This is a genomic window from Rhodococcus sp. IEGM 1408, assembly GCF_033142235.1.
Classification (GTDB): domain Bacteria; phylum Actinomycetota; class Actinomycetes; order Mycobacteriales; family Mycobacteriaceae; genus Dietzia.
In genome coordinates, this window is record NZ_JAWLRW010000001.1 from 229,252 (window position 1) to 250,836 (window position 21,585).

General features: G+C 70.5%; 21 protein-coding genes. 9 read left to right on the forward strand and 12 right to left on the reverse strand.

Features of this window, described 5'->3' with window-relative positions; translation table 11 throughout:
* Positions 1–47 precede the first annotated feature (47 nt).
* Entirely contained in the window at positions 48–866 is an 819-nt protein-coding gene (locus R4P08_RS01105) for a glutamate ABC transporter substrate-binding protein (RefSeq protein ID WP_317811904.1), read from the reverse strand.
* A gap of 60 nt (positions 867–926) precedes the next feature.
* Positions 927–1,661 carry an amino acid ABC transporter ATP-binding protein gene (locus R4P08_RS01110; RefSeq protein WP_317811905.1) on the reverse strand — a complete coding sequence of 245 codons (735 nt, stop codon included), beginning with the start codon at positions 1,659–1,661 and terminating at the stop codon, positions 927–929.
* Between the two features lie 95 nt (positions 1,662–1,756).
* On the opposite strand from R4P08_RS01110, the gene R4P08_RS01115 reads away from it, so the two are divergent.
* Both R4P08_RS01115 and R4P08_RS01120 read left to right on the forward strand, forming a co-directional pair.
* Entirely contained in the window at positions 1,757–2,995 is a 1,239-nt protein-coding gene (locus R4P08_RS01115; RefSeq protein WP_317811906.1) for a fatty acid desaturase, read from the forward strand.
* Positions 2,996–3,162: 167 nt separating this feature from the next.
* Positions 3,163–3,546, forward strand: a complete 384-nt coding sequence (locus tag R4P08_RS01120; RefSeq protein ID WP_317812237.1) for a hypothetical protein — start codon at positions 3,163–3,165, stop codon at positions 3,544–3,546.
* Positions 3,547–3,605: 59 nt separating this feature from the next.
* Here the strand turns inward: R4P08_RS01120 and R4P08_RS01125 are convergent, their stop codons facing one another.
* The 3 genes from R4P08_RS01125 to R4P08_RS01135 form a co-directional block, all read right to left on the reverse strand.
* Positions 3,606–3,884 carry a WhiB family transcriptional regulator gene (locus R4P08_RS01125; protein ID WP_317811907.1) on the reverse strand — a complete coding sequence of 93 codons (279 nt, stop codon included), beginning with the start codon at positions 3,882–3,884 and terminating at the stop codon, positions 3,606–3,608.
* A 219-nt stretch (positions 3,885–4,103) separates the two neighbouring features.
* Complete coding sequence (locus R4P08_RS01130) at positions 4,104–5,096, reverse strand: glycosyltransferase (protein WP_317811908.1); 993 nt, start codon at positions 5,094–5,096, stop codon at positions 4,104–4,106.
* Positions 5,097–5,188: 92 nt separating this feature from the next.
* Entirely contained in the window at positions 5,189–5,749 is a 561-nt protein-coding gene (locus R4P08_RS01135; protein WP_317811909.1) for a type 1 glutamine amidotransferase domain-containing protein, read from the reverse strand.
* Positions 5,750–5,833: 84 nt separating this feature from the next.
* On the opposite strand from R4P08_RS01135, the gene R4P08_RS01140 reads away from it, so the two are divergent.
* On the forward strand, positions 5,834–6,562 hold the full coding sequence (locus tag R4P08_RS01140) for an LmeA family phospholipid-binding protein (protein WP_317811910.1): 729 nt from the start codon (positions 5,834–5,836) through the stop codon (positions 6,560–6,562).
* On the opposite strand, the gene R4P08_RS01145 is transcribed toward R4P08_RS01140, so the two are convergent.
* Positions 6,559–8,127 carry an adenylate/guanylate cyclase domain-containing protein gene (locus R4P08_RS01145; protein ID WP_317811911.1) on the reverse strand — a complete coding sequence of 523 codons (1,569 nt, stop codon included), beginning with the start codon at positions 8,125–8,127 and terminating at the stop codon, positions 6,559–6,561. The genes R4P08_RS01140 and R4P08_RS01145 overlap by 4 nt on opposite strands.
* 232 nt (positions 8,128–8,359) lie before the next feature.
* On the opposite strand from R4P08_RS01145, the gene R4P08_RS01150 reads away from it, so the two are divergent.
* Positions 8,360–9,931 carry a DEAD/DEAH box helicase gene (locus tag R4P08_RS01150; protein ID WP_317811912.1) on the forward strand — a complete coding sequence of 524 codons (1,572 nt, stop codon included), beginning with the start codon at positions 8,360–8,362 and terminating at the stop codon, positions 9,929–9,931.
* 36 nt (positions 9,932–9,967) lie between these two features.
* Here R4P08_RS01150 and R4P08_RS01155 read toward each other — a convergent pair whose 3' ends face one another.
* The 3 genes from R4P08_RS01155 to R4P08_RS01165 all read right to left on the reverse strand — a co-directional run bounded on the left by R4P08_RS01155 (position 9,968) and on the right by R4P08_RS01165 (position 13,098).
* The gene (locus R4P08_RS01155) at positions 9,968–10,792 is read right to left on the reverse strand and encodes a thioesterase family protein (RefSeq protein ID WP_317811913.1); all 825 of its coding nucleotides are present in this window, start codon (positions 10,790–10,792) and stop codon (positions 9,968–9,970) included.
* Positions 10,793–10,815: 23 nt separating this feature from the next.
* On the reverse strand, positions 10,816–12,021 hold the full coding sequence (locus R4P08_RS01160) for a fatty acid desaturase (RefSeq protein ID WP_317811914.1): 1,206 nt from the start codon (positions 12,019–12,021) through the stop codon (positions 10,816–10,818).
* A gap of 90 nt (positions 12,022–12,111) precedes the next feature.
* Positions 12,112–13,098: an LLM class flavin-dependent oxidoreductase gene (locus tag R4P08_RS01165; RefSeq protein ID WP_317811915.1), complete on the reverse strand. Its 987-nt coding sequence runs from the start codon at positions 13,096–13,098 to the stop codon at positions 12,112–12,114.
* Positions 13,099–13,271: 173 nt separating this feature from the next.
* Between R4P08_RS01165 and thiM the strand changes: the two genes are divergently transcribed.
* From thiM to R4P08_RS01185, 4 genes are all read left to right on the forward strand, one after another.
* Positions 13,272–14,141, forward strand: a complete 870-nt coding sequence (gene thiM, locus R4P08_RS01170; RefSeq protein ID WP_317811916.1) for a hydroxyethylthiazole kinase — start codon at positions 13,272–13,274, stop codon at positions 14,139–14,141.
* Positions 14,138–14,824, forward strand: a complete 687-nt coding sequence (gene thiE / locus R4P08_RS01175; RefSeq protein ID WP_317811917.1) for a thiamine phosphate synthase — start codon at positions 14,138–14,140, stop codon at positions 14,822–14,824. The genes thiM and thiE overlap by 4 nt, the downstream gene beginning before the upstream one ends.
* Before the next feature lie 272 nt (positions 14,825–15,096).
* A complete protein-coding gene (locus R4P08_RS01180) occupies positions 15,097–18,429 on the forward strand; it encodes a hypothetical protein (RefSeq protein WP_317811918.1) in 3,333 nt (1,110 codons plus the stop codon).
* A 107-nt stretch (positions 18,430–18,536) separates the two neighbouring features.
* Positions 18,537–18,887 carry a VOC family protein gene (locus tag R4P08_RS01185; RefSeq protein ID WP_317811919.1) on the forward strand — a complete coding sequence of 117 codons (351 nt, stop codon included), beginning with the start codon at positions 18,537–18,539 and terminating at the stop codon, positions 18,885–18,887.
* 63 nt (positions 18,888–18,950) lie between these two features.
* Here the strand turns inward: R4P08_RS01185 and R4P08_RS01190 are convergent, their stop codons facing one another.
* The gene (locus R4P08_RS01190) at positions 18,951–19,958 is read right to left on the reverse strand and encodes a sigma-70 family RNA polymerase sigma factor (protein WP_317811920.1); all 1,008 of its coding nucleotides are present in this window, start codon (positions 19,956–19,958) and stop codon (positions 18,951–18,953) included.
* Positions 19,865–20,368, reverse strand: a complete 504-nt coding sequence (locus tag R4P08_RS01195) for a carboxymuconolactone decarboxylase family protein (RefSeq protein WP_317811921.1) — start codon at positions 20,366–20,368, stop codon at positions 19,865–19,867. The genes R4P08_RS01190 and R4P08_RS01195 overlap by 94 nt, the downstream gene beginning before the upstream one ends.
* 110 nt (positions 20,369–20,478) lie before the next feature.
* Here R4P08_RS01195 and R4P08_RS01200 point away from each other — a divergent pair, with 110 nt between their 5' ends.
* Positions 20,479–21,096, forward strand: coding sequence for a DUF1707 domain-containing protein (locus R4P08_RS01200; RefSeq protein ID WP_317811922.1), 618 nt, complete (start codon positions 20,479–20,481; stop codon positions 21,094–21,096).
* A 1-nt stretch (position 21,097) separates the two neighbouring features.
* Here R4P08_RS01200 and R4P08_RS01205 read toward each other — a convergent pair whose 3' ends face one another.
* Positions 21,098–21,577, reverse strand: coding sequence for a hypothetical protein (locus R4P08_RS01205; protein ID WP_317811923.1), 480 nt, complete (start codon positions 21,575–21,577; stop codon positions 21,098–21,100).
* Between the last annotated feature and the right edge of the window lie 8 nt (positions 21,578–21,585).

The following is a 21,585-nucleotide window of genomic DNA, read 5'->3' on the forward strand; positions in this document are numbered from 1 at the left end:
TGGTGTCAGTGCGAGCCGTCGTCGCTCTTGACAGTCGGCTAGTCAGATCAGGCAGCGCAGGCGGCCGGGTTGGGCGGGTTGCCCTCGCCCGGGGTGAAGCCGGCCGCGCCGAGGTTCTCCTCGACGGCGGTGTCCCAGCTGCCGTCGGAGATCATCGAGCGGATGGCCTCGTTGATCTGCTCGCACTTCTCCATGTCCCCCTTCTGGATCCCGACGCCGTACAGCTCCTCGCTGAACGGTGCGCCGACCACCTTGAGCTGACCCTGATACTGGTCCTGCGAGGCGTAGCCGGCGAGGATCGTGTCGTCGGTCGTGAGCGCGTCGACCGCGTTGGACACCAGCGCCGAAACGCACTCGGAGTAGGTACCGAACTCCTGGAGGTTGACTCCCGGCACCTCGTCCTTGACGTTCTGGGCCGAGGTCGAGCCGGTGACCGAGCAGAGCCGCTTTCCGTCCAGCGACTCCGGGCCGGTGATGCTGCTGTCGTCCTGGCGGACCAGCAGGTCCTGGCCGGCGATGAAGTACGGTCCGGCAAAGCCGACCTTCTCCTTGCGGGAGTCGGTGATCGAGTAGGTGGCCACGATCATGTCCACCTGACCGGTCTCCAGGAGGGTCTCGCGCTGGGCGCTGGGCGCCTGGACCCACTGGATGTCGTCCTTGGCGGTGCCGAGCTTCTCCGCGATGTACGTCGCCACGGCTACGTCGAAGCCCGTGTACTCGCTACCCTCCTTGAGCCCCAGACCCGGCTGGTCGAACTTGATGCCGATCTTGAGCTTCTCGCCACCGTCGTCAGAGCCTCCGCACGCGGCCAGGCCGAGTGCCAGGGTGATGGCCGCGGCGGCCGATCCGATCCGTCGGATGTTCATGTGTACTCCTGGTGCGTTGAGTGGGTATGGCTCGGATGGTGATCTCTGGTGAGGGACGACTCAGTTGGTCAGGATCTTGGACAGGAAGTCCTTGGCCCGCGCACTCTGCGGGTTGGTGAAGAACTCCTCGGGCGTGGCCTCTTCGACGATCTCCCCCTCCGCCATGAAGATGACGCGGTTGGCGGCCTTGCGCGCGAATCCCATCTCGTGCGTCACGACGACCATGGTCATGCCGGACCTGGCCAGCCCGGTCATCACGTCGAGGACCTCGTTGATCATCTCCGGATCCAGGGCGGAGGTGGGCTCGTCGAAGAGCATCACCTTGGGGTCCATGGCCAGCGACCGGGCGATCGCCACGCGCTGCTGCTGCCCGCCCGAGAGCTGGGCCGGGTACTTGTCCGCCTGTTTGTCCACGCCGACGCGCTCGAGCAGCTCCATCGCCCGCTTCTCCGCCACAGACTTGGACTGCTTGCGCACCTTGATCGGACCGAGGGTGATGTTCTCCAGGATCGTCTTGTGGGCGAACAGGTTGAACGACTGGAACACCATGCCGACGTCGGAACGCAGCTTGGCGAGCTCCTTACCCTCCTCGGGCAGCTCTTTACCGTCGATCGTGATGGATCCCGATTCGAAGGTCTCGAGTCTGTTGATGGTGCGACACAGCGTCGACTTGCCCGAACCCGAGGGCCCGATGACGACGATGACCTCACCCTGCTCGATGGACATCGTGATGTCCTTGAGCGCCTGGAAGTCACCGAAGTGCTTGTTTACGCCTGAGATCTCGACGAGTGCCATGAACGGATCATAAGCCCCTGAGGAAACATTGAATATCAACTCGCCGGAACCACTTACCGGTCGACATCTCGCGGATCACTCCGTACCGTCGGCGCATGGCGATATCAGATGTGAAGGAATACGCCCATCTCTCCGCCGAGGACGTCGAGGCGATCGGCGAGGAGTTGGATGCGATCCGCCAGGAAGTCGTGGACTCCCTGGGTGAAGCCGACCGCCGTTATGTCCAGGACACGATCAGACTCCAGCGCGGCCTCGTGGCCGGAGCCCGCGTGGTGCTGCTGTTCTCCGGGTATCGCCCGGCCTGGGTCGTGGGCACGGGGATGCTGGCGGCCGGCAAGATCATCGAGAACATGGAGCTCGGGCACAACGTCATGCACGGGCAGTGGGACTGGATGAACGACCCGGTGATCCACTCCACCACGTGGGAGTGGGACATCGTGGGCACCTCCGAGCACTGGAAGGCCACCCACAACTACCACCATCACACGTACACCAACATCATCGGCATGGACGATGACGTGGGATACGGGGTCGTCCGCGTGACCCGGGACCAGCCGTGGAACCCGGCGTACTCGCTGAACCTCGTGTGGAACACGATCCTCGCGTTCGCCTTCCAGTGGGGAGTGGGGGTGCAGCACCTCGAGATCGCCCCGGGCACCATCAACTCGTCCGGCCGGGCGGAGCAGAAGCGGCGGATCGGCCAGTTCCTCCGCAAGGCCCGTCGCCAGGTGGGCAAGGACTACGTGTGGTTCCCGGCGCTGTCCGGACCCAACTGGAAGTCCACGATGTCGGCGAACGGCACCGCCAACGTCATCCGCAACCTGTGGTCCAACGCGGTGATCTTCTGTGGGCACTTCCCCGACGGGGCGGACAAGTTCACCCTCGAGGACCTCTCCGAGGAGACGCAGGCGCAGTGGTACCTGCGTCAGATGCTCGGCAGCGCCAACTTCACCGGCAGCAAGCTCACCCACTTCATGTCGGGGAACCTGTCGTACCAGATCGAGCACCACCTCTTCCCCACGATCCCGTCCAACCGGTACGCCGAGATCTCGGTGAAGGTGCAGGACGTCTGCCGCCGCTGGGATCTGCCGTACACGACCGGCCCGCTGTACAAGCAGTACTGGCAGTCCTGGCGCACGATCGCCAAGCTCTCCCTGCCCAACCGCTTCCTCAAGGCGACGCCGGACGACGCTCCGGAGACCCGTTCCGAGAAGATGTTCGCGGGCGAGCCCAAGACTTACGAGGATCATGTCGGCCCGCGCTCCGGACTGGTCACCGCCCTGAAGCACCGGACCGACCCCGACCAGCTCCGGCGACTGACCCGAACGGTCTGATTGTGGCGGACCACCCAGGGGATGTCCCGGCGGACGACGCGGCGGATGCTCCGGCGGCCGTCGGACCAGAGTCCAACGGAGCAGAGTCCGACGGTGCAGCGTCCGACGGGCGGGCGCCGAGCGTCGATGCGGCCCACCGGCGCCCGGCCGGGGTCACCGACGCCGAGGTGGAGGCCGCCGGCACCGTGAGCGAAGCCCAGGAATACGTGGAGCGGGCTCGCGGTCGCCTGTACGACCTGCATCAGCTGATCGGGCGGGCGGACATCCTCTACCAGCAGGCCGCGGACCAGCTGGACGAGGTCGGTCGCACCGAACTCGCCGAGCGCATCCGTTCCGAGATGGTGGGCCTGAACATCCTCCACGGCCGGTGGACGTTCCAGATGGTCGAAGAGTTCGACGACGGCTACTGGGCCACCGCCCACCAGTTGGGCAGGGCGGTGCGTGACGAGATCACCGGCGGCCGCCGGCACGTGTTCGAGGCCGAGCTCAAGGAACGCAGCCGGACCCGCGGCCGCCGAGGGCACGAGGCGACCCCGCACGACCTCGACTAGGGGTCAGCCCGAGCGGGTCAGCCCGTGCGGATCGGCCTGTCCGGATCAGCTTGCGCGGATCAGCCTGTGCGGTGCCGGCCGGCGATCTTGTGCCGGTCCGACTCCGTCAGACCGCCCCACACGCCGTAGAGCTCTTTGGATTCGATGGCGAACTGCCTACAGGTGTCGAACACCTCGCACGTACCGCAGACCCTCTTGGCCTTGTCCTCCTTGCGGCGGCGCTCCCCCTTGGACTCGTCCTCCGCGCTGTAGAAGAGGTCCTCATGTCCCAGGCACGCCCCGTGGTCGCGCCAAGACCAGAAATCCGACGTCGGTTCCAAGTTCCTGAATCTAGGCATAACGACTCCTTCCGCGAGGTCTGAGTGCCCGTAGTGAGCACTTTTTATATCAGTTGGCCCGTGAGGATTCTCATCCTGTCAGCCCACCGCGCCGCGCCCAGCTCAGAGCGGTCCAGATGAACCAGCGACCAGTTACAAACCGGCTGGTAAGCGCGGGATTCCGCCCGATCGGCAGCCAGATGAGAATCTGTTCATATGCACCGGTCGGGGGACCGCATTTCACACGATGAGCGCCGAGCTCGTCGTCGCCTTGATCACCTCGGCCGCACGGGACGCCGCACCGTCCACTCCCCACCACGACCTGATCCCGGCCGACTCCCCGTCGCGGCTGCGGTCGACCTGAAGCTTGACCGCCCGGGCGACGGCCGTCGGCCCGTCGCCGTACCGCATGACCCACGCTCCGGGGTTGGCGTCGAGCGCGTCGGCGGTCGCCTCCTGCTCCCCGTACGGGCGACGCCCCGGGACCACCACGAGAGGCACGTCAGCGCAGGCGGCGTCGGCCACGGACGCCTGACCGGCCCCGGTGATCACCACGTCCGCAGAGCACAGCTCCGGCCACGGGTCCTCGTGCCACGAACCGTCCGGCCCGCCCACCTCGTGCCAGTCGGCCACGCCGAGGCCGTCGACCGTGGTCCGGACCGCCCGCCAGAAGCGGTGGTCCCAGCCGGTTCCGGATCCGTTGAGGTGGACCACCCGGGGACGACGACGTCGCTCCCGCGGTTCGGGGTCACGCTGCTCGAACCGGGAGACCCCACCGATCTCGGACACGCGGTTCTCCGTCCGGGCCAGCGTGGCCTCGTGCACACCCGGCGGCCAGGCCGCGATCAGGCCCTGCGCGGCGCGGACTCGGAGGAGGTGGGGCTCGTCCTCGCGCACCCCGGGTGGGAGGGTGCTGACCATCGGGATGCCGGTCATACGCGCGGCCAGCGACATCGCGGGCGAGGAGTCGACCCAGAACGCCCGCGGTCGAGCGTGGTCGATCCAGGTCACGGCCGCGCGACGGGCGGAGAGGGTGAGTTCGCCCGGGCGCTCCGCGCCCTCGGCGTCGCAGGGGAGATGGATGACCCGGGTGCCCGGGGCGTGAAGGGAATCGTCGAAAGGCCCCGAGACGAGCAGCGTCACGTCGTACCCGCGCTCCCGCAGCGCGTCCGTCACGGGGAGGACCCGGTGGAGATGACCGCGCCCACGATTGTTGACGTAGATGCCGATCAAGTCCCACCTCCTCTCCCGCCGGGTTCGATCCGGGCGCCGGGATCGATCCGGGCGTCGGGATCGATCCGGGCGGTCCGACCCGAACCGGTGGTCTAGTCCGCCCCCCGGATGGCGCCCAGGAGCGCCTCGCAGAAGGCGGGGAGGTCGTCCGGGTTGCGGCTGGTGAACACGCCGTCCGAGCTGACCAGCTCCTCGTCCACCCACTCCGCGCCGGCGTTGACCAGGTCCGTGCGCAGGCTGGGATACGAGGTGACGCGGCGCCCGCGGACCACGTCGGCCTCGATGAGGACCCACGGCGCGTGGCAGATGGCCAGGACGGGCTTGCCCGCCTCAACCATCTCGCGCACCAGGGTCACGGCCAGCGGGTCCTGCCGGAGCGCATCCGGGTTGGCGACGCCGCCGGGCAGGACCAGGACATCGACGTCAGCGGCGGAGATGTCGGCGGTCGTGCGGTCGACCGACTGCGAGCCGGCCGGGGTGAGATGGTCGACCAGGTCGACCTCGCCGTCGTCCGTGCTCACCAGCAATGCGGTGTACCCGGCCTCGGTCACGGCCTCCCACGGCTCGGTGAGCTCGACCCGCTCGATCCCCTCGCCTGCCACGAGGAAGACGACGGTGCTGGTGTCAGTGGATGTGCCCGGTGCCTGAGTCATGACCCCGATCGTGACGCTGGACCCCCCAGGCCCGCAACCGGACCGCCGGTGGCCCCCCGCCCGGTGGTCCGGCACGATAAGGGCATGCGACGACGAGATTCCGACGACCGACGTGGGCGGCGGGGCCGCCGGCGGGGCGGCTGCGGCTGCTCGCTACTGCTGCTACTGCTGCTGCTCGTGGGGCTGGTCGTGGCCGCGGAGTTCGGGGCCCGGTGGTACCTGTCGGACCGAGCAGAACGTGAGGCGTCCGCCGAGCTCGGCGCCCCCGTGTCGGTGGGGTTCGGACGGACCCCGATCCTGTGGGATCTGGCCACCACCCAGGCCGTCGACACCGTCCGGCTGACCTCCCCCGGAGCGGAGACCGTGCCCCGGATCGACGTGACCGGCTCGTCGGTCCGATTGGTCGACGGCGCGATCCTGGCCGCGACGGCGAACGGTACCGCCACGCTCACCGGTGCCCAGCTCGCGGCGGCCGCCGCCGAGGGCAACCCCGCGGCCGACTCCCCGGTCGCCGGCCTGACCGAGGTCCGCTCGGTGCGCCCCGACGCGCAGGCCGGGCTGCTGGTCGCGGACATCGGCGGTATCGCCGAGGTCGGTGTGGCCCCGGGAGTCTCCGACGGCCAGCTCACCCTCACCCCGCAACAGACTGCGCTCCTGGGCTTCCCCCTGCCGGACGGGTTGTTCTCCGGGATCACCGGCACCGTGGACTCGACCGTCGCCTCGCTTCCCGACGGTGTGGTGATCAACGGCGCCCGCGTGGTGCCCGACGGCCTGGAGGTGGCGCTCACCGGCGCGGACGTCGTGCTGCGCTAACGCTCGGCGGCCGGGACACACAGCTCGGTGGGCTCGGACCTGCCCCGCACCACCTCGGATCCGATCCGGTCCCACCGCGCGCTCTCGGCGCCGCCCGCCGCGGTGACCGCGCTGCCGGAGGCCAGGACGAGCCCGGGCTGGGCCTTGGCCAGCTCGCACAGGCGGGCCGCCTCGTTGACCGCGTCGCCGATCACCGTGTACTCGAGGCGGTCGTCGGCGCCGACGTACCCGGCGACGACGTCGCCGAAGGACGCCCCGATCCCCGCCCGACACCCCTGTACCCGGGCCGGTAGCCGCTCGCTGAGGGCGCGGGCGCAGGCCAGTGCCGCGGAGGCCGGGTCGTCCATCGCCCGGGGCGCGCCGAACACCACGAGCGCGGCGTCGCCGAGGAAGCTGTCCACGACGCCGTCGTATTCCTCGACCGTCTCCACCACCACCCGGAAGAACCGGTTGAGGACCTCGACCACCTCGGACGCCTCGGACCGGGCCGCCATCTCCGTGGAGCCGATGATGTCCACGAAGACCACGCCGACGCGCGAGTTGCTGCCGCCCAGTTCGGGATCCCGCTCCTCGGCCGCCTCGGCGACGTCGCGGCCCACATGGCGGCCGAACAGGTCACGCAGGCGTTCGCGTTCCTCCAGCCCGGCGGCCATCTGATTGAAGCCCCGCTGGAGCTCGCCGAGTTCGGTGCCGTCGTAGACCACCACGCGACGGGACAGCGTGCCCGCCGTGACGTCCGCCATCGCCCACCTCACGCTGCGCAGCGGCCCGAGCATCGAGCCCGTGGCCAGGGAGATGAGCAGGAATCCGGCCAGGAGCGAGGTGGCGCCCAGCACGATCACGATGACGGCGAGGCGTTCCAGCGTCAGGGCCCGCCCGGCCAAGGTGTAGATCGCCACGATGATCAGACCCGCGATGGGCACGCCGCTGCCGACCGCCCACGCCACCCGGAGCCGGGTCATCGCGCCAAGGAACCGGGCGCGGGGAGCCGGGCCGCTGGCCAGGGCGACCGCGGCCACCGGGCGCAGGCCGAAGTCGGCGAAGAGGAACGCCGCACCGCAGACGACCATCCCGGCAAAGACGATGGTGAACCCGACCGACGGGATGGCCTGCGGGTCGACGATCCCGAACGCCGGCGTGACGACCGCGGCCCCGAGCAGCCACAGGAAGGCCTGGATCAGGGTGATCCGCCCGGGAACCCGCAGGGTCCGCACCCGCTCGCGGGCGGTGGGCTCGCGGCCGTCCAGGAACCATCGGACCCGGCGATAGACGGCGCTGCGCACCCACACCGCCCCGACGATCGTCGCCAGACCCACGTAGGCGGGCACCACGATCGCCATGGGGACCAGGAATTCCGTGGACGGTAGCGCGGGCCCCGGTAGGACGAAGAGGATCAGCACGGCGGCGATGGCCACGCCGACGAGATTGGAGCCCAGCAGCGTCAGGACGAGCAGCACCCGGACCCGCATGGTCCGCAGGCGGGCCGACTCCTGTTCCCGCCCGAGCAGCACCGAGCCCAGTTCCGGGCGCCGCAGGAGGGACAGGTCGAGTCGCACGGTGAACATCGTGCCATCCGGGGGTGTGCGAGTGATGGCCTCGTCACACTTGCGCCGGGGGACTGGGGTTGAAGGACCCTCGGGGCGTAGAGTGGCCAAGTCGGCCCGTACCACTCTTGCCTCGGGCCGCTTCGGTAGTCGACCTCCCCGTGGTCGCGCACCGGGCGCGTCGCTTCGAGCGACGTGGGATCCCAGGAGCGCGCCGGGCAAGACGCCCCATCTATGTACGGAGTTTCCTCCCTTGTCACGTTCTTTCGCCGATCTCGGCGTTCCTGTTCCCCTTGTCGACGTCCTCACGGGCCTCAGCATCGTCACCCCGACCCCCATCCAGGAGGCCACGCTCCCCGACGCGCTCTCCGGGCGCGACGTCCTGGGCCGCGGCCGCACCGGCTCCGGCAAGACCTACGCGTTCTGCCTCCCGCTGGTCACCCGACTCGCCGCCTCCGGCGGTCGACGCAAGCGCAACTCCCCTCGTGGCCTGATCCTCGCCCCCACCCGCGAGCTCGCCCGTCAGATCGAGGAGACGCTGGCCCCCCTCGCCAAGGCGATGGGTCTGCGGACCACCGTGATCTTCGGCGGCGTGACGCAGGGCCGCCAGGTCTCCGCGCTCGAGCAGGGCGTCGACATCGTGGTGGCCTGCCCGGGCCGGCTCGAGGACCTCATGAAGCAGAAGCACTGCCGCATGGACCAGATCGAGGTCAGCGTCCTCGACGAGGCCGACCACATGGCCGACCTCGGCTTCCTCCCCGGTGTCACCCGCATCCTGGCGGCCACGCCCAAGGGCGCCCAGCGTCTGCTCTTCTCCGCGACCCTCGACCAGGGCGTGGACACGCTGGTCAAGAAGTTCCTCGACAACCCGGTGGTGCACGAGGTCGACGACGGTTCGGCCAACCCGAACCTCACCGCACACCACGTGATCCACGTCGACCCGGACGATCGTGTCCGCGCGCTGGCGGACCTGGCCGTGGCGACCCCGCGGACCGTCATGTTCACCCGCACCAAGCACGGCGCCAAGCGACTGGCCAAGCAGCTCGCCGGCCGCGGCGTGTCGAGCGTGGACCTGCACGGCAACCTCTCCCAGAACGCCCGGGTCCGGAACCTCGAGGCGTTCTCCTCGGGCCAGGCCAAGGTGCTGGTGGCCACCGACATCGCCGCGCGTGGCATCCACGTCGACGACGTCGGGCTGGTCGTCCACGCCGACCCGCCGGCCGAGCACAAGGCGTACGTGCACCGCTCGGGCCGCACCGCGCGTGCGGGCGCCATCGGCACCGTCGTCACCGTCGCCACCTCGGACCAGGTCCGCGAGGTCCGCTCGTTGCTGCGGGCTGCCGGCGTGACCGCGGGTGAGATCGTGCTCCCCGTGGGTGCTGACGCCGGCGCCGCGCTGGCCGACGCCCCCGCGCCGCCCCCGCACGTCCCCGGGAACCACGCCAACGAGCCGAGCCAGGGGCAGAGCCGCCAGAGCCAGAACCGGCAGCGCCAGGGCCGGTCACAGGGTGGCCAGGGTTCGGGTGGCCAGGGTTCGGGCCGTCAGGGCCAGGGCCGTGACGGCGGCGAGCGCGTAAGCCGCGATCAGGATTCGGCCGGTTCGGGCGGCGCTCGTCGTCGTCCCCGTGGTCCCCAGAGCGCCGGCACCCAGGGTGCGGCCCGTCAGGGTTCCGGCCACGGTTCGACCCGCCAGGGTTCCACCGGTCAGGGTGCCGGCGCCCAGCGCGCGGCAGCCCCGCGGTCCGGTGCCTCGCACTCGATCGCCGAGAGCGCCGGTCAGTCCCGCGGTGGCCAGCGCCGCAAGGCCAGCCGCGCGGCCGGCTGAGTCCAGCCCCCCGCTCGGCCGATCAGCCGTCAGTCGTCACCCGAATACGGTGATGGTCTGGCGGCTGATCGCTATCAGTGACCCGTCGGGTCGCCACATCATGGCGTGGGTGTGCGCGTAGCCGTCGCGGGCGGCGTCGGTGGTCGCCTCGTAGGCGAAGACGGACTCCGGAGGGATCGTGTCGGGTCCGACCTCCGCGACCAGCTCGAGCGTCCACGTCAGGCTGCTGGCGGGCGCGAAACCGGAGAGCATCTGGATGGCCGCCGGCGGCCAAGCGTCCGCGAGGACCACCAGGTGTTCCTCGTGGAACTCCTCCGGCGCCTCCCGCAGCGCCGACCAGCCGGAGAGACCTCCGGTCTCGGCCCCGCTGAACGGCAGCGAGCCCCCCGCCTGCCGGAGTTCGACGAAGCGGTAGAACTCCGGCGTGAAGTCCTCGATGTACGGGAAGGCCTCGATCGACTCCGCGGCCGGCATGTCCGGCATGGGGTGCGCCGGGGTCACGGAGATCGACGACTCGCGGTGCCTGCCGAACGCCGCCAGGGCGGTGGCGACGATAGCGCCGTCCTGCCGGAGGGTGGCCTGGCACTGGGTCACGTTGGACCCGACGCGCAGGATCTCGGCGTCGATCTCCACCGGGCCCGTGGTGGCCGGGCCGATGAACGACACGGTCAGTGACCTCAACGGATGTGAAGCAGCGCTGCCGGCGCGGTCTCCGGCCGCCTCGCGCAGGCGCCCCTTGATCGCGGCGAGCAGCAGTCCGCCGGTGAGTCCCCCGTAGATCGCTCTCCCCTGGGTCCACCCGCTCTCGACCTCAACGGTCCCCCCTCGGGCGGCGGCCTCGAACATGCTCGTCAACGACATGCTCGTCAGTCTGCCAAAGCGGGTCAGCGCGCCAGCTGGGCGCGTCCCTTCCGGAATGCGGTCAGCGCGGTCGCCAGACCCGGCATCGGCGCCATCCGCTCGAACAGCTTCTCGCTCCGCGTCTCGGCCGCCTCATCGGCGGTCCGCCGCAGGTACCGGTCGGGCAACGAGAGCCGGGCGATGGTCCGCCACGACTGCAGGTACTGCTTCCACAACGGCCCGCTGACGTAGGGCAGGTCGTAGCGCGCGCACAGTTCCCGCACCCGCAGGGAGATCTCCGAGTACCTGTTGGACGGCAGGTCCGGGAACATGTGGTGCTCGATCTGGAACGACAGGTTGCCCGACATGAGGTTGATGACCGGGCCACCGTCGAGGTTGGCGCTGCCGAGCATCTGCCGCAGGTACCACTCCGCCTGCGTCTCGGTCTCGATGTCCTCGGCGACGAACTTCTCCGCCCCGTCCGGGAAGTGACCGCAGAAGATCACCGCGTTGGTCCAGATGTTGCGGAGGATGTTGGCGGCGATCGCGGAGGTGAACACCTGACGCCCGGCCGGGCCGGCGAGAACCGGGAAGAGGATGAAGTCCTTGAGGACCTGCTGGCCCGCTTTCCGCAGGAACACCTCGGCGGTGCGCCGGTCGGCGGGGGTCGCGCCGGAGCCCGGGAACGCGTCCTGGAACCGGACGTTCTGCAGACCGATCCCCCACTCGAAGCCTGCCATCAGGAGGGCGTTGGTCAGGAGGTTGACCGCGTACTTGGGCTCCCACGGCACGTCGCGGGTGACCCGCAGGACGCCGAACCCCACGTCGTCGTCCAGTCCCACGATGTTGGTGAACTTGTGGTGCATGAAATTGTGGGTGTGCTTCCAGTCCGCGGCGCTGCCCACCATGTCCCACTCCCACGTGGTGGAGTGGATCTCCGGGTCGTTCATCCAGTCCCACTGCCCGTGCAGGACGTTGTGCCCGATCTCCATGTTCTCCAGGATCTTGGCCACGGCCAGCGCACCCGTGCCGAGGACCCAGGCCGTGCGGTTGCGCGCACCGAGGTACAGAACCGCCCGGGCTCCGAGCTCGATCCCGCGCTGCAGGCGGATCACACCGTGGATGTAGCGGAAGTCGCGCTCCCCGCGATCGGCGATGACGTCTGCCCGGATCGCGTCGAGTTCCCGCCCCAACTCCTCGATCTGCTCGGGAGCGAGATGGGCGTACTCGCCTACATCAGAGATTGCCATAGATCAAGTCTATGTCTGCGGGTGAGACGCGGCTACCGTCGTGGCTCACCCGCGGGCATTAGGTGAGCAAGCGCACCCACTTCGGTTACTTCAGACACTCCAGGCCCGGCGCAGCACCTCCAGTGAGCCGTGCACCCGCTCGCGGGTCGAACCGACGGGGGCGATCATGAGCTCGTCCGCGCCCGCCAGCTGCGCAAAATCCTCGAGGTAGCTGCGGGCCGCGGGGCCGTCGCCGACGGCCGAGTAGGTGATCATGTGCAGGATCTGGCGACCGGCGGCCGACTCCATGACCATGTCCAGCTCCTCGTCGGAGAACTCCCGTCCCCGCCCGACCATCAGCTTGACGCGCTGGCGGCGGTAGTGCTGCAACTCCGCGGCGGCACGCTCGGGGTCGTCGTCGGCCACCACGTTGACCGCCGCGATCATGTACGGCTCGGCGAGCTGCTCGCTGGGCTCGAACCTGTCGCGGTACACCGCCGAGGCCTGCTCGAGGGCGTCCGGCGAGAAGTGCGAGGCGAACGCGTAGGGCAAACCGTAGGCGGCCGCGAGCTGGGCGCCGAACAGTGAGGACCCGAGGATGTACAGGGGGATCTTGGTGCCCCGGCCGGGCGTCGCGGTGATCCCGCGGGTCCGGGCGAGATCGGACGGCGAGTCGCCGAGGAACGCCTGCAGCTCGCGGACGTCGCTGGGGAAGTTCTCGGCGGCCGACGGCTCACGCCGCAGCGCCCGGACCGTCTGCTGGTCGGTGCCGGGGGCGCGGCCGAGGCCCAGGTCGATGCGCCCGGGGTGCAGCTCCGCCAGGGTGCCGAACTGCTCGGCGATCACGATCGGCGAGTGGTTGGGCAGCATGACGCCGCCGGAGCCCAGCCGGATCCGCTCGGTCTGCGCGGCGATGTGCGCCATGAGCACCGCCGGAGCCGACGACGCGATGGACGCCATGTTGTGGTGCTCGGAGTACCAGACCCGCTCGTAGTCCAGCTCCTCCGCCTTCTGCGCCAAGGCCACCGAGTCCTGCAGCGCCTCGCCCACGGACTGTCCGGGCTGAACGGACGCGAAGTCGAGAACGGACAGCGGCATCGGGGCGGACGAGGGCTGGCGAGATGAGGGCTGAGGAGACGAGGGCTGAGGACATGAGGGCTGGGGATCCGGGGAGGTCATGCCCCGTCCAACCGGCCCGCCTGCGGCGCTATTCCGACGACCGTCCAGAAGGCCGGGAGCGGGGGCCGCAGCGGGGGCGGCACACTGGGGGCATGTCCTCTGCTGCGAACCGCCCCGTCGACGTCGCTCACCTGGTGTCCGTGATGCGGGAGAAGGCGCCGCTCGTGCACTGCCTGACCAACTCGGTGGTCCGTCAGATCACCGCCGACGTCCTGCTGGCGGCGGGCGCGGCGCCCGCGATGGTGGACCACCCGGACGAGGCCGCCGATTTCGCCGCTATCGCCTCCGGCGTGCTGATCAACGTGGGCAACCCGACCGCCGAGCAGGTCGAGGGCATGCAGGCGGCCATCGCCTCCGCGCGGGAGCACTCGACCCCGTGGGTGCTGGACCCGGTCGCCGTGGGCGGGCTGGTCATGCGCACCCGGCTCGCCACCGACTGGCTGGACCTGGCCCCGGCCGCCATCCGGGCCAACGCCTCCGAGGCTGTCGCTCTGGCGGGCGCGGGTTCGGGGGGCCGCGGCGTGGATTCCACCGATGACGTCGCCGCGGCCGAACCGGCCGCCCGCGACCTCGCCGCGCGCACCGGAGGGGTGGTGGCGGTGACGGGTCCGCGGGACCTCGTCGTCACACAGGGTTCGCCAACGCAGGGTTCTCACACGCAGGGTCCTCACGGGCAGGGCCGCGCCACGTGGATCGAGTCCGGCCACCCGCTGCTGCAGAAGGTCATCGGCACGGGCTGTGCGCTCGGCGCGTTGACGGCCGCGTACCTCGGCGCGGCCCGGTCCGCGGGGATCGCAGACCACGACGCGGTGGTGGCCGCCCACGCCCACACCGGCGCGGCGGGCACGATCGCCGGCCGCGTTGCCGCAGGCCCGGGCAGCTTCTCGGTGGCGTGGTTGGACGCGCTGCACAGCCTCACCCCGGACGAGATCGCGGGCCTGGTCGTGGTGACCGAGGCGTGAGCGCCTCCCCCAGCGCAGGAGTGGACTGGCGGCTGTACCTGGTGACCGACCCGCACCTCGGCGGCGGGCGCGAGAAGGTGCCCGACATCGTGTTCCGGGCCGTGCTCGGCGGTGTGGGCGTGGTCCAGGTGCGGGACAAGGAGTGCGACGACGACGAGTTCGCCACGCGCGCGGCCTCCATCGCCGACGCCGCCCGACGGGCCGGGGCCGAGGTGGGCCGCGACGTGCCGGTGTTCGTCAACGACCGACTGGACGTCGCACGGGAGCTGGGGCTGCACCTGCACATCGGGCAGCGGGACATGCCGTTCGCGCGGGCCCGGGCCGAGCTCCCGGGGCATCTGATGCTGGGCTTGTCGATCGAATCCGACGAGCAACTGGCGGCTGCGTTGGCCGGGCCCGGACCAGCGCCGAGCGTGATCGGGGTGAGCCCGGTGTGGCGGACCGCCACCAAGACCGACACGGCGCCGGCCCTCGGCCCGGACGGCGCCGACCGGATCGCCCGCGCAGCCCATCGCGCGGGAGTCCCGGCCGTGGGGATCGGTGGGGTCTCCGCCGGGACCGTCAGCGAGCTGGCCGCGACCGCGCTGGACGGGGTGTGCGTGGTCTCCGCGATCATGGCCGCACGCGATCCCCGGTCCGCGGCCGCCGACCTCCTCGCGCGGTGGGACGAGGCCCGCGGCTGACTCGGCCGGCGCCGCCGCACCACGGACACATCTCCGCTCCGTACCGTCCGCGCGACGATTTCGGACTTGCCTTTCTCCGGCACGGTGAACAGTGATAATTTTTTCTCATGGTCGGCCGCGAGGCCGCCCCGTCGAAGCAGCTCCCGCGCCAGTACCTCTCCCCCTGTTGCGTCAGCCCCCCTGCGGCTCGAGGTTGGTGGGGTCCGTCGTCTTGCCGCCTTCTGCTGGAATCCGTCCGGGTCCCAGTCTGTCTGGAGAAGGTCACCGCCACGATGTTCACGAATAGCAGGTCCCGGTCCGCCCGGGTTCGTCCGATCGCCGTTATCGCCGCCGTGGCGTGCGCCGCCTCGGTGGCCATGGTCCCGGGTCCGGGTCCCGCGCAAGCGGCCACCCCGGGTTGTCCCGCCCTCCAGATCTGCACGGACACGTTCACGCTCACCAACTCGACCCAGAACTGGGTCGCGCCGGAGGGGGTGACCGAAGCGACGGTGACCCTTTCCGGCTCGCAGGGCGGGACCGGTCACAGCGGGGCCGTCGGTGGCCTCGGCGCCCGGGTCGTCGCCACCGTCCCGGTCGTCCCCGGCCGGTCGTACCCGGTGGAGGTGGGCGGACGAGGATCCGACCTCACCGGGGATCCGGTCGGTCAGACGGGCGGATACGGCGGCGGCGGCGACGCGACGGACTGCACCGATGGCACTGACGCCGGCGCAGGCGGCGGCGGGCGCTCCCAGTTCGGCGCCGCAGGTTCCCCCGTCCACCTCGTCGCCGCAGGGGGCGGAGGTGGCGCAGGCAAGGGCTACGGGAGCAACGGCGGCCACGGTGGCACCGGCGGCAACAGCGGCGCACCGGGCGGCAGCGGCGGAGCAGGCGAGGACGGCGCCGATGGCGGGCTCGGAGGAGGCTCCGGCACCACCGGTGGTGCCGGCGGACGAAGCTTCGACGGATTCACCCAGAGCGGAAGGCCCGGCACCCCGGGGCGGGGCGGCGACGGCTCGTCCGGGCTCGGGTGCGGAAACCTCCACCCCGGGGGCGGCGGAGGTGGCGGCGGCGGATTCCAGGGCGGCGGCGGCGGCGGCGACGGCGAGAACGGCCACACGGCGAACCTGATCACCGCCATGCGGGGCGGTGGTGGCGGTGGCGGTGGCGGCGGCTCGAGCTTCCAGGGGACCGCCGCGACCGGGGTGTCCGTCACCGACGGCGCGACCGCCGGGAGGGGCGACGTCGCCATCTCCTACGTCGTCCGCCTCGATCAGACCATCACGTTCCAGTCCCGGGTTCCTGTCGACGCCGCGTATGGCGGCGAAGTGCGCAATGTGTTCGCCTACGTCGACAACAACGACATGACGGTCGAACTCTCCGCTTCCGGCGCCTGCGAGATGCTCGACTACTACCGGGTCGTCTTCCCCAGCGCCGGGACCTGCACTGTCACCGCAAACCAGCCCGGTGGACAGTTCTACAACGCGGCTACTCCCCAGGTCATGACGTTCCCCGTTGCTCGGGCAGATCGCTATATCTCGTTCTACGACCGCCCGTACTGGCTCCCGTCGGGGACCAGCTACCGCGTCTCGGTGTTGGCGTACGGGGCCGGGCAGAGGTTCGAGGACGACGTCCTGTACGGCACCACGGGGGCGTGCACCAACACCGGCCCGGTTATCCACTTCGCCGGAACCGGTAGTTGCACCGTGACCGCCGACCTGCCCGGGACGGTGAACTTCGCATCTGCTCAGCAGCAGTCCGTCCAGTTCGGGGTCACGACGGGCTCACAGGCAGTGGTGTTCACCTCTACTCCGCCCAGTGCTCCGGCCATCGGCGACACCTATACACCCACCGCCACCGGCGGCCCGTCCGGCGAGCCGGTCACCTTCGGCGTCTCGGGGTCGTGCGCGTCAGATGTCCGTGGGGTCGTCACCTTCACCGGGGGCGGACCCTGCCTGGTGACCGCCGACCAGGCTGGCAACGCGAACTACGGGGCGGCCCCGCAGCAGTCCCAGACCATCACCGTCGCACGGAGGAGTCAGGTTCTGGAGTTCACCTCCACGCCCCCGCCCGCGCCAGTCGTCGGCAGCGTGTACACCGTCACCGTCACCGCCACCGGTGGTCGGTCGGGCGAGCCAGTGGTGGTCGGCGCCTCCGGGGGATGCGACACGACCGGGACCGGGTCGGTGATGTTCGTCCGTACCAGCATGTGTGTGGTGACCATCGACCAGGCCGGGAACGACGACTACACGCCCGCGCCGCAGCGGTCCCAGACGATCTACGCGGGTCGGGGAAGCCAGAGCCTGTATCTGGTCGACGACTACCTGTATGACGAGCGACCCCATTCGGTGAGGGTCGGAGACCTAGGGCTGTTCATCGCGTACGGCGGTCCGTCGAGTTCGCCGGTGGTACTGAGCACCTCCGGGCCATGCACGATCGACCAGAATCTCGTCACCTACACGCGAGTCGGGGAATGTGTGGTGACCGCCAATCAGGCCGGTGACGTCAACTTCGCTCCGGCGCCGTCGAAGTCATTCCACGTCATCACGATCGAGCCGGCGAGGCAGGAGATCTCGTTCACCTCGACTCCGCCGAGTTCGGCGATGGTCGGTGAGACCTACGTCCCCAGCGCTGTCGGTGGTGCTTCAGGGGAGCCGGTGGTGTTCGCCACCACCGGGCCGTGCACGCTGGGCACGGACGGAGTAGTGACGTTCACCGGTCCCGGGCAGTGTGTGGTGACCGCTGATCAGGCCGGGTCAGCCGAATATGAACCGGCGGGGCAACCGTCTCAGGTGATCTCGGTCGGGCAGCTCGCGCAGGTGGTCTCGTTCACCTCGAACCCGCCGAGCACGCCGGTGGTCGGCGATACGTACGCTCCCACCGCCGCCGGGGGCGCGTCGGGTGAGCCCGTGGTGTTCGGCGCCACCGGGCCGTGCACGCTCGGGGCCGACGGGGTGGTGACCCTCACCGGTCCCGGGCAGTGTGTGGTGACCGCTGATCAGGCCGGGTCAGACGACTACGCGGCGGCGCCTCGGCAGACGCAGGTCCTCACCGTCGGGCAGCTCGCGCAGGAGGTCTCGTTCACCTCGAACCCGCCGAGCACGCCGGCGGTCGGCGATACGTACGCCCCCACCGCCGCCGGGGGCCCGTCAGGTGCACCGGTGACGTTCGCGGCCACCGGACCCTGCGCGCTCGCAGAGGGAGTCATCACCTTCACCGGTACCGGGAAGTGTGTGGTCACGGCCGATCAAGCCGGAGACGACGTCTACTCGGCAGCGCCGCAGGAGACCCAGACGGTCGCGGTCGGGCAGGCCGGACAGGTGGTGTCGTTCACCTCGAGCCCGCCTAGCGCGCCGGTGGTCGGGGACACATATACGCCCGCTGCCAACGGTGGCCCCTCCGGCGAGCCCGTGGTCGTCGGCGCCACCGGGCAATGTGAAGCGAGCGACCAAGGAGTCGTGACCTTCACCGGATTCGGGGAGTGTGTGGTCACCATCGATCAGGCCGGGTCGGGCGAATACGCGGCAGCGCCCCAGCAGTCCCAGACGATCACGGTCGGACAGGTGCCACCGACCGTGGCCCCGGGCTTCATCGGCTGGTTGGCGGACTTGGTTCTCTCCAGCAGCTAGCAGTCGACCGGCGGTCCTCACACCAATGCTTACGCTCGCCTGCAGTCGAGGTCGGGAAACGACCAAATTCGGGGCGCCCCACCGAGGGTGGTCGTATCGTTAGCCGCATGGCACAAAGGATTCCGCTCGAGATCACGCTGGTCGAATACCCCAGCTCATCGATGTCGGCGACCACCGATTTCCTCGCCGCCGTCTGCGGTTGGAAGCCGGAGGTGTACGGGAAGTCCTACACGAACCTCGCCGGGGGCGGCATCGACGTGGGCGTCCAGGGCGACGACGACGAGCAGTCCCTCGCTCCGTTGATGGTGATCCGGGTGGCCGACCTGGACGAGGCCCGCAGTCGGGTCGAGGAGGCGGGCGGCGTGGTGACGCTCGAGCCGTTCTCCTTCCCCGACGGACGCCGGTTCCACTTCCGTGAGCCCGGCGGCAACGAGATGGCCATGTGGGTGCCGGCGTAGTCACGGGTCCGGCATAGAAACTGGTCCGCCCAGTCACAGGTCCGGGCGACCGCGAACGCCGCCTCAGCCGCCCGGACCCGGCTCGAACCCCTCCGGGAGTGCGAGCCGCGTGAGCTTGGCCGGGTTGCTGTGGAAGTAGATCCTCGTGACCAGGCCGTCGGCCACACCGAGGTGGGCCACCCGCAGGACCCCGCGTGAGTGGAACGCCAGGGCGAACTCCCCGTTGACCTCGACCGGGGCGATCCTGCCGTCGTCCGCCAACTCCATCGCCTTGACCAGGAAGTACGCGCTCTTGCGGGCCCCCACGATGTCCCGCCTGGCGGCGTTGACCTTGCCGTTGCTGTCGGAGACCACCCGCGCGTCCCCGGTCAGCGCGGCGACGGTCGCGTCGAGGTCGCCGGACATGACCGCCCCCACCAGCTGCTCGATCAGCGCAGGTGACGCGGGTTCGGGCGGACGGAGATCGGTGTCCAGATGATGCCGGGCCCGGCTCACCCACTGCCGCACGGTGGGCGCAGCTGCGCCCAGGATCTCGGCGATCTCCGCGTAGGGCAGGGCGTAGGCCTCCCGGAGGACGAACGCCGCCCGCTCATCGGAGCCGAGCTGCTCATAGGCCAGCAGCACCGCGATCCGCAGGTCATCGCGCTGTTCGGCCAGCGCCTCCGGCAGCAGGGCGGTGTCGACGGGTTCGGGCAGCCACGCCCCGATGTAGTCCTCACGCTTGCGCCGGCGTAGGCGGTCCAGGCAGAGCCGGGTGGTGACGGTGGTGAGCCAGGCCTCGACGTTGTCGGGCGCGGCGCCGGGGTCGAGCGCGACCAGCCGGGCCAGGGCCTCGTCGGCGGCGTCCTCGGCGTCGGCCCACGTCCCGGTGATGCGGTACCCGACGCCGAGCAGCCGCCCCCGGACCCGGTCCAGCGTGGGGCGGTCCAGCGTCAGCCGGTCCGGGGTCAGCCGGTCCGGGGTCAGCCGGTCCGAGGTCAGTGGCCCGGGCGCACCGGGTCGATGTCCTCCCGGTGAACGCCGCGCAGAGACCCCGGGTCCTTCCGGGTGGTCACTGCGATCCGGTTCCATGCGTTGATGGTGACGACCTCCATGAGGAGCTGTCCAGTGCCGGCCTCCCCGCGGTGACGGACGACGTCGTCCCACAGCTCGTCGGAGACCGACTCCTCGCCGTGGATGTGGGTGACCGCGTCGGCGAAACGCAGGACCGTGAGGTCACCCGCCGACAGCTCCCCGGCGTGGGTGGGCCAGTCCTCGGCCGCCGCGATCCGGGCGTCGTCCCAGCCGTCCTTGCGCGCGTCCCGGCGGTGCATGGCGGTGCAGAAACGGCAGCCGTTGACCGCGGAGACGCGGAGCCGGATGAGGTGGCTGTCGGAACGCGAGACCCGGGTCCGGGTGTAGGCCTCGAGGGCCACCATGGGTGCGGTCGCCGCCGCGCTGATCTGTTTACGCTGCCTGTGGGTGTTCTCCTGGGTACTCATGCCCCTTCGACGCACGAGCGCCCCGGAGTGTGACAGACGGCAGAATCATCCCGTGCGAATGGGGACTGTCCCCTATGGCCAGCAGGGTCCGGCGGCCATAGCCTGGGGCCATGACCGAACCCGCCGGGCCCGATGACCTGCTGCTCTCCGACGCCGAGCGGCTGCACGCGCTGACGGTGCTCGGCGACCACTACGCGGCGGGCCGCCTGGACGACCCGGAATTCCACGCCCGCTCCGGCGACGTGGCCGTGGCGCGGACCCTGGCCCAGCTGAGCGGCGCGTTCCGCGACCTGCCCGGTGGCGTGCCGCTGTCCTCGGTCGACGGCATGATCGTCCAGTCCGCCGTCGCGGGGGGCGGGGAGCTGATGCCCTCGTCGTCGTCGACTATCGGGGCCCGGACCCCTGCCACCCGCGACCCCGACGCCGACCTGGAGGACCTGCGCAGGCGCGGCAAGCTGGTGGAGTCGCTCGACGGCGTGGTGCTGGGGCTGACGCTGGTGATCTTCCTGGTGCTGCAGATCATCGTGGACTGGCAGTACGCGTGGATCGTGTGGCCCTCGCTCGCGCTCACGCTGGGGATCCCGCGGCTGATCCTGCGCTACACCGACGCCGACGAGAAGACCTACGAGAAGATCAAGAAGGCCGACCAGAAGGCGCGCGAGGAGCGGCTGCGCGCGGCGGGCGACCGCATCCGTGAGCTGGGCGACGGCCGCGAGAAGCGGGACTGAGCTAGCCGGTCCCGGCCGCGGGTGGGGTCCCGGAGACCGACCCTGATCCGGGTCCGCCGTCGTCCTCGCGCCTGCGCGTGTCGGGTCTGCGGGTGTCAGGTCTGCGGGTGTCGGGTCTGCCGAGCGCCGCAGCGGCCGCGGGGAGCACGCTCATCCCCAGGCCGACCGCCACGATCGTCGCCCCGATCCCCAGCGAGGCCAGCACGGGGACGCGGCGCTGGGCGAGCGCGGCGTCGCACGCCTCCTGCGCCTCGGTGCTGGGCTCGGGGCGCTCCCCGCGGAGCAGGTCCGACCAGCTCAGCGAGGTGAGGGCGTTGTCCTTGACGCGGGCCTCGCGGTAGTCGGGACTGAAGTAGGTGCCGCAGTCGACCCGCTGGATCAGCCCGCCCGTGGCGACCCCGAGGCTGCCCAGCAGGATCCCGCCGAGCACGACGAGCAGGCCGAGCACGGCGACGAGCGCACCGATCACGCGAGTGGTCACCGCGCCAT

What these genes read in the sequence shown, in the direction of transcription:
- R4P08_RS01105 (WP_317811904.1), bottom strand. Translation starts at nt 866, where the DNA reads ATGAACATCCGACGGATCGGATCGGCCGCCGCGGCCATCACCCTGGCA.
- R4P08_RS01110 (WP_317811905.1), bottom strand. Translation starts at nt 1,661, where the DNA reads ATGGCACTCGTCGAGATCTCAGGCGTAAACAAGCACTTCGGTGACTTC.
- R4P08_RS01115 (WP_317811906.1), top strand. Translation starts at nt 1,757, where the DNA reads ATGGCGATATCAGATGTGAAGGAATACGCCCATCTCTCCGCCGAGGAC.
- R4P08_RS01125 (WP_317811907.1), bottom strand. Translation starts at nt 3,884, where the DNA reads ATGCCTAGATTCAGGAACTTGGAACCGACGTCGGATTTCTGGTCTTGG.
- R4P08_RS01135 (WP_317811909.1), bottom strand. Translation starts at nt 5,749, where the DNA reads ATGACTCAGGCACCGGGCACATCCACTGACACCAGCACCGTCGTCTTC.
- R4P08_RS01140 (WP_317811910.1), top strand. Translation starts at nt 5,834, where the DNA reads ATGCGACGACGAGATTCCGACGACCGACGTGGGCGGCGGGGCCGCCGG.
- R4P08_RS01145 (WP_317811911.1), bottom strand. Translation starts at nt 8,127, where the DNA reads ATGTTCACCGTGCGACTCGACCTGTCCCTCCTGCGGCGCCCGGAACTG.
- R4P08_RS01155 (WP_317811913.1), bottom strand. Translation starts at nt 10,792, where the DNA reads ATGTCGTTGACGAGCATGTTCGAGGCCGCCGCCCGAGGGGGGACCGTT.
- R4P08_RS01160 (WP_317811914.1), bottom strand. Translation starts at nt 12,021, where the DNA reads ATGGCAATCTCTGATGTAGGCGAGTACGCCCATCTCGCTCCCGAGCAG.
- R4P08_RS01165 (WP_317811915.1), bottom strand. Translation starts at nt 13,098, where the DNA reads ATGCCGCTGTCCGTTCTCGACTTCGCGTCCGTTCAGCCCGGACAGTCC.
- thiM (WP_317811916.1), top strand. Translation starts at nt 13,272, where the DNA reads ATGTCCTCTGCTGCGAACCGCCCCGTCGACGTCGCTCACCTGGTGTCC.
- R4P08_RS01180 (WP_317811918.1), top strand. Translation starts at nt 15,097, where the DNA reads ATGTTCACGAATAGCAGGTCCCGGTCCGCCCGGGTTCGTCCGATCGCC.
- R4P08_RS01185 (WP_317811919.1), top strand. Translation starts at nt 18,537, where the DNA reads ATGGCACAAAGGATTCCGCTCGAGATCACGCTGGTCGAATACCCCAGC.
- R4P08_RS01190 (WP_317811920.1), bottom strand. Translation starts at nt 19,958, where the DNA reads ATGGAACCGGATCGCAGTGACCACCCGGAAGGACCCGGGGTCTCTGCG.
- R4P08_RS01195 (WP_317811921.1), bottom strand. Translation starts at nt 20,368, where the DNA reads ATGAGTACCCAGGAGAACACCCACAGGCAGCGTAAACAGATCAGCGCG.
- R4P08_RS01200 (WP_317811922.1), top strand. Translation starts at nt 20,479, where the DNA reads ATGACCGAACCCGCCGGGCCCGATGACCTGCTGCTCTCCGACGCCGAG.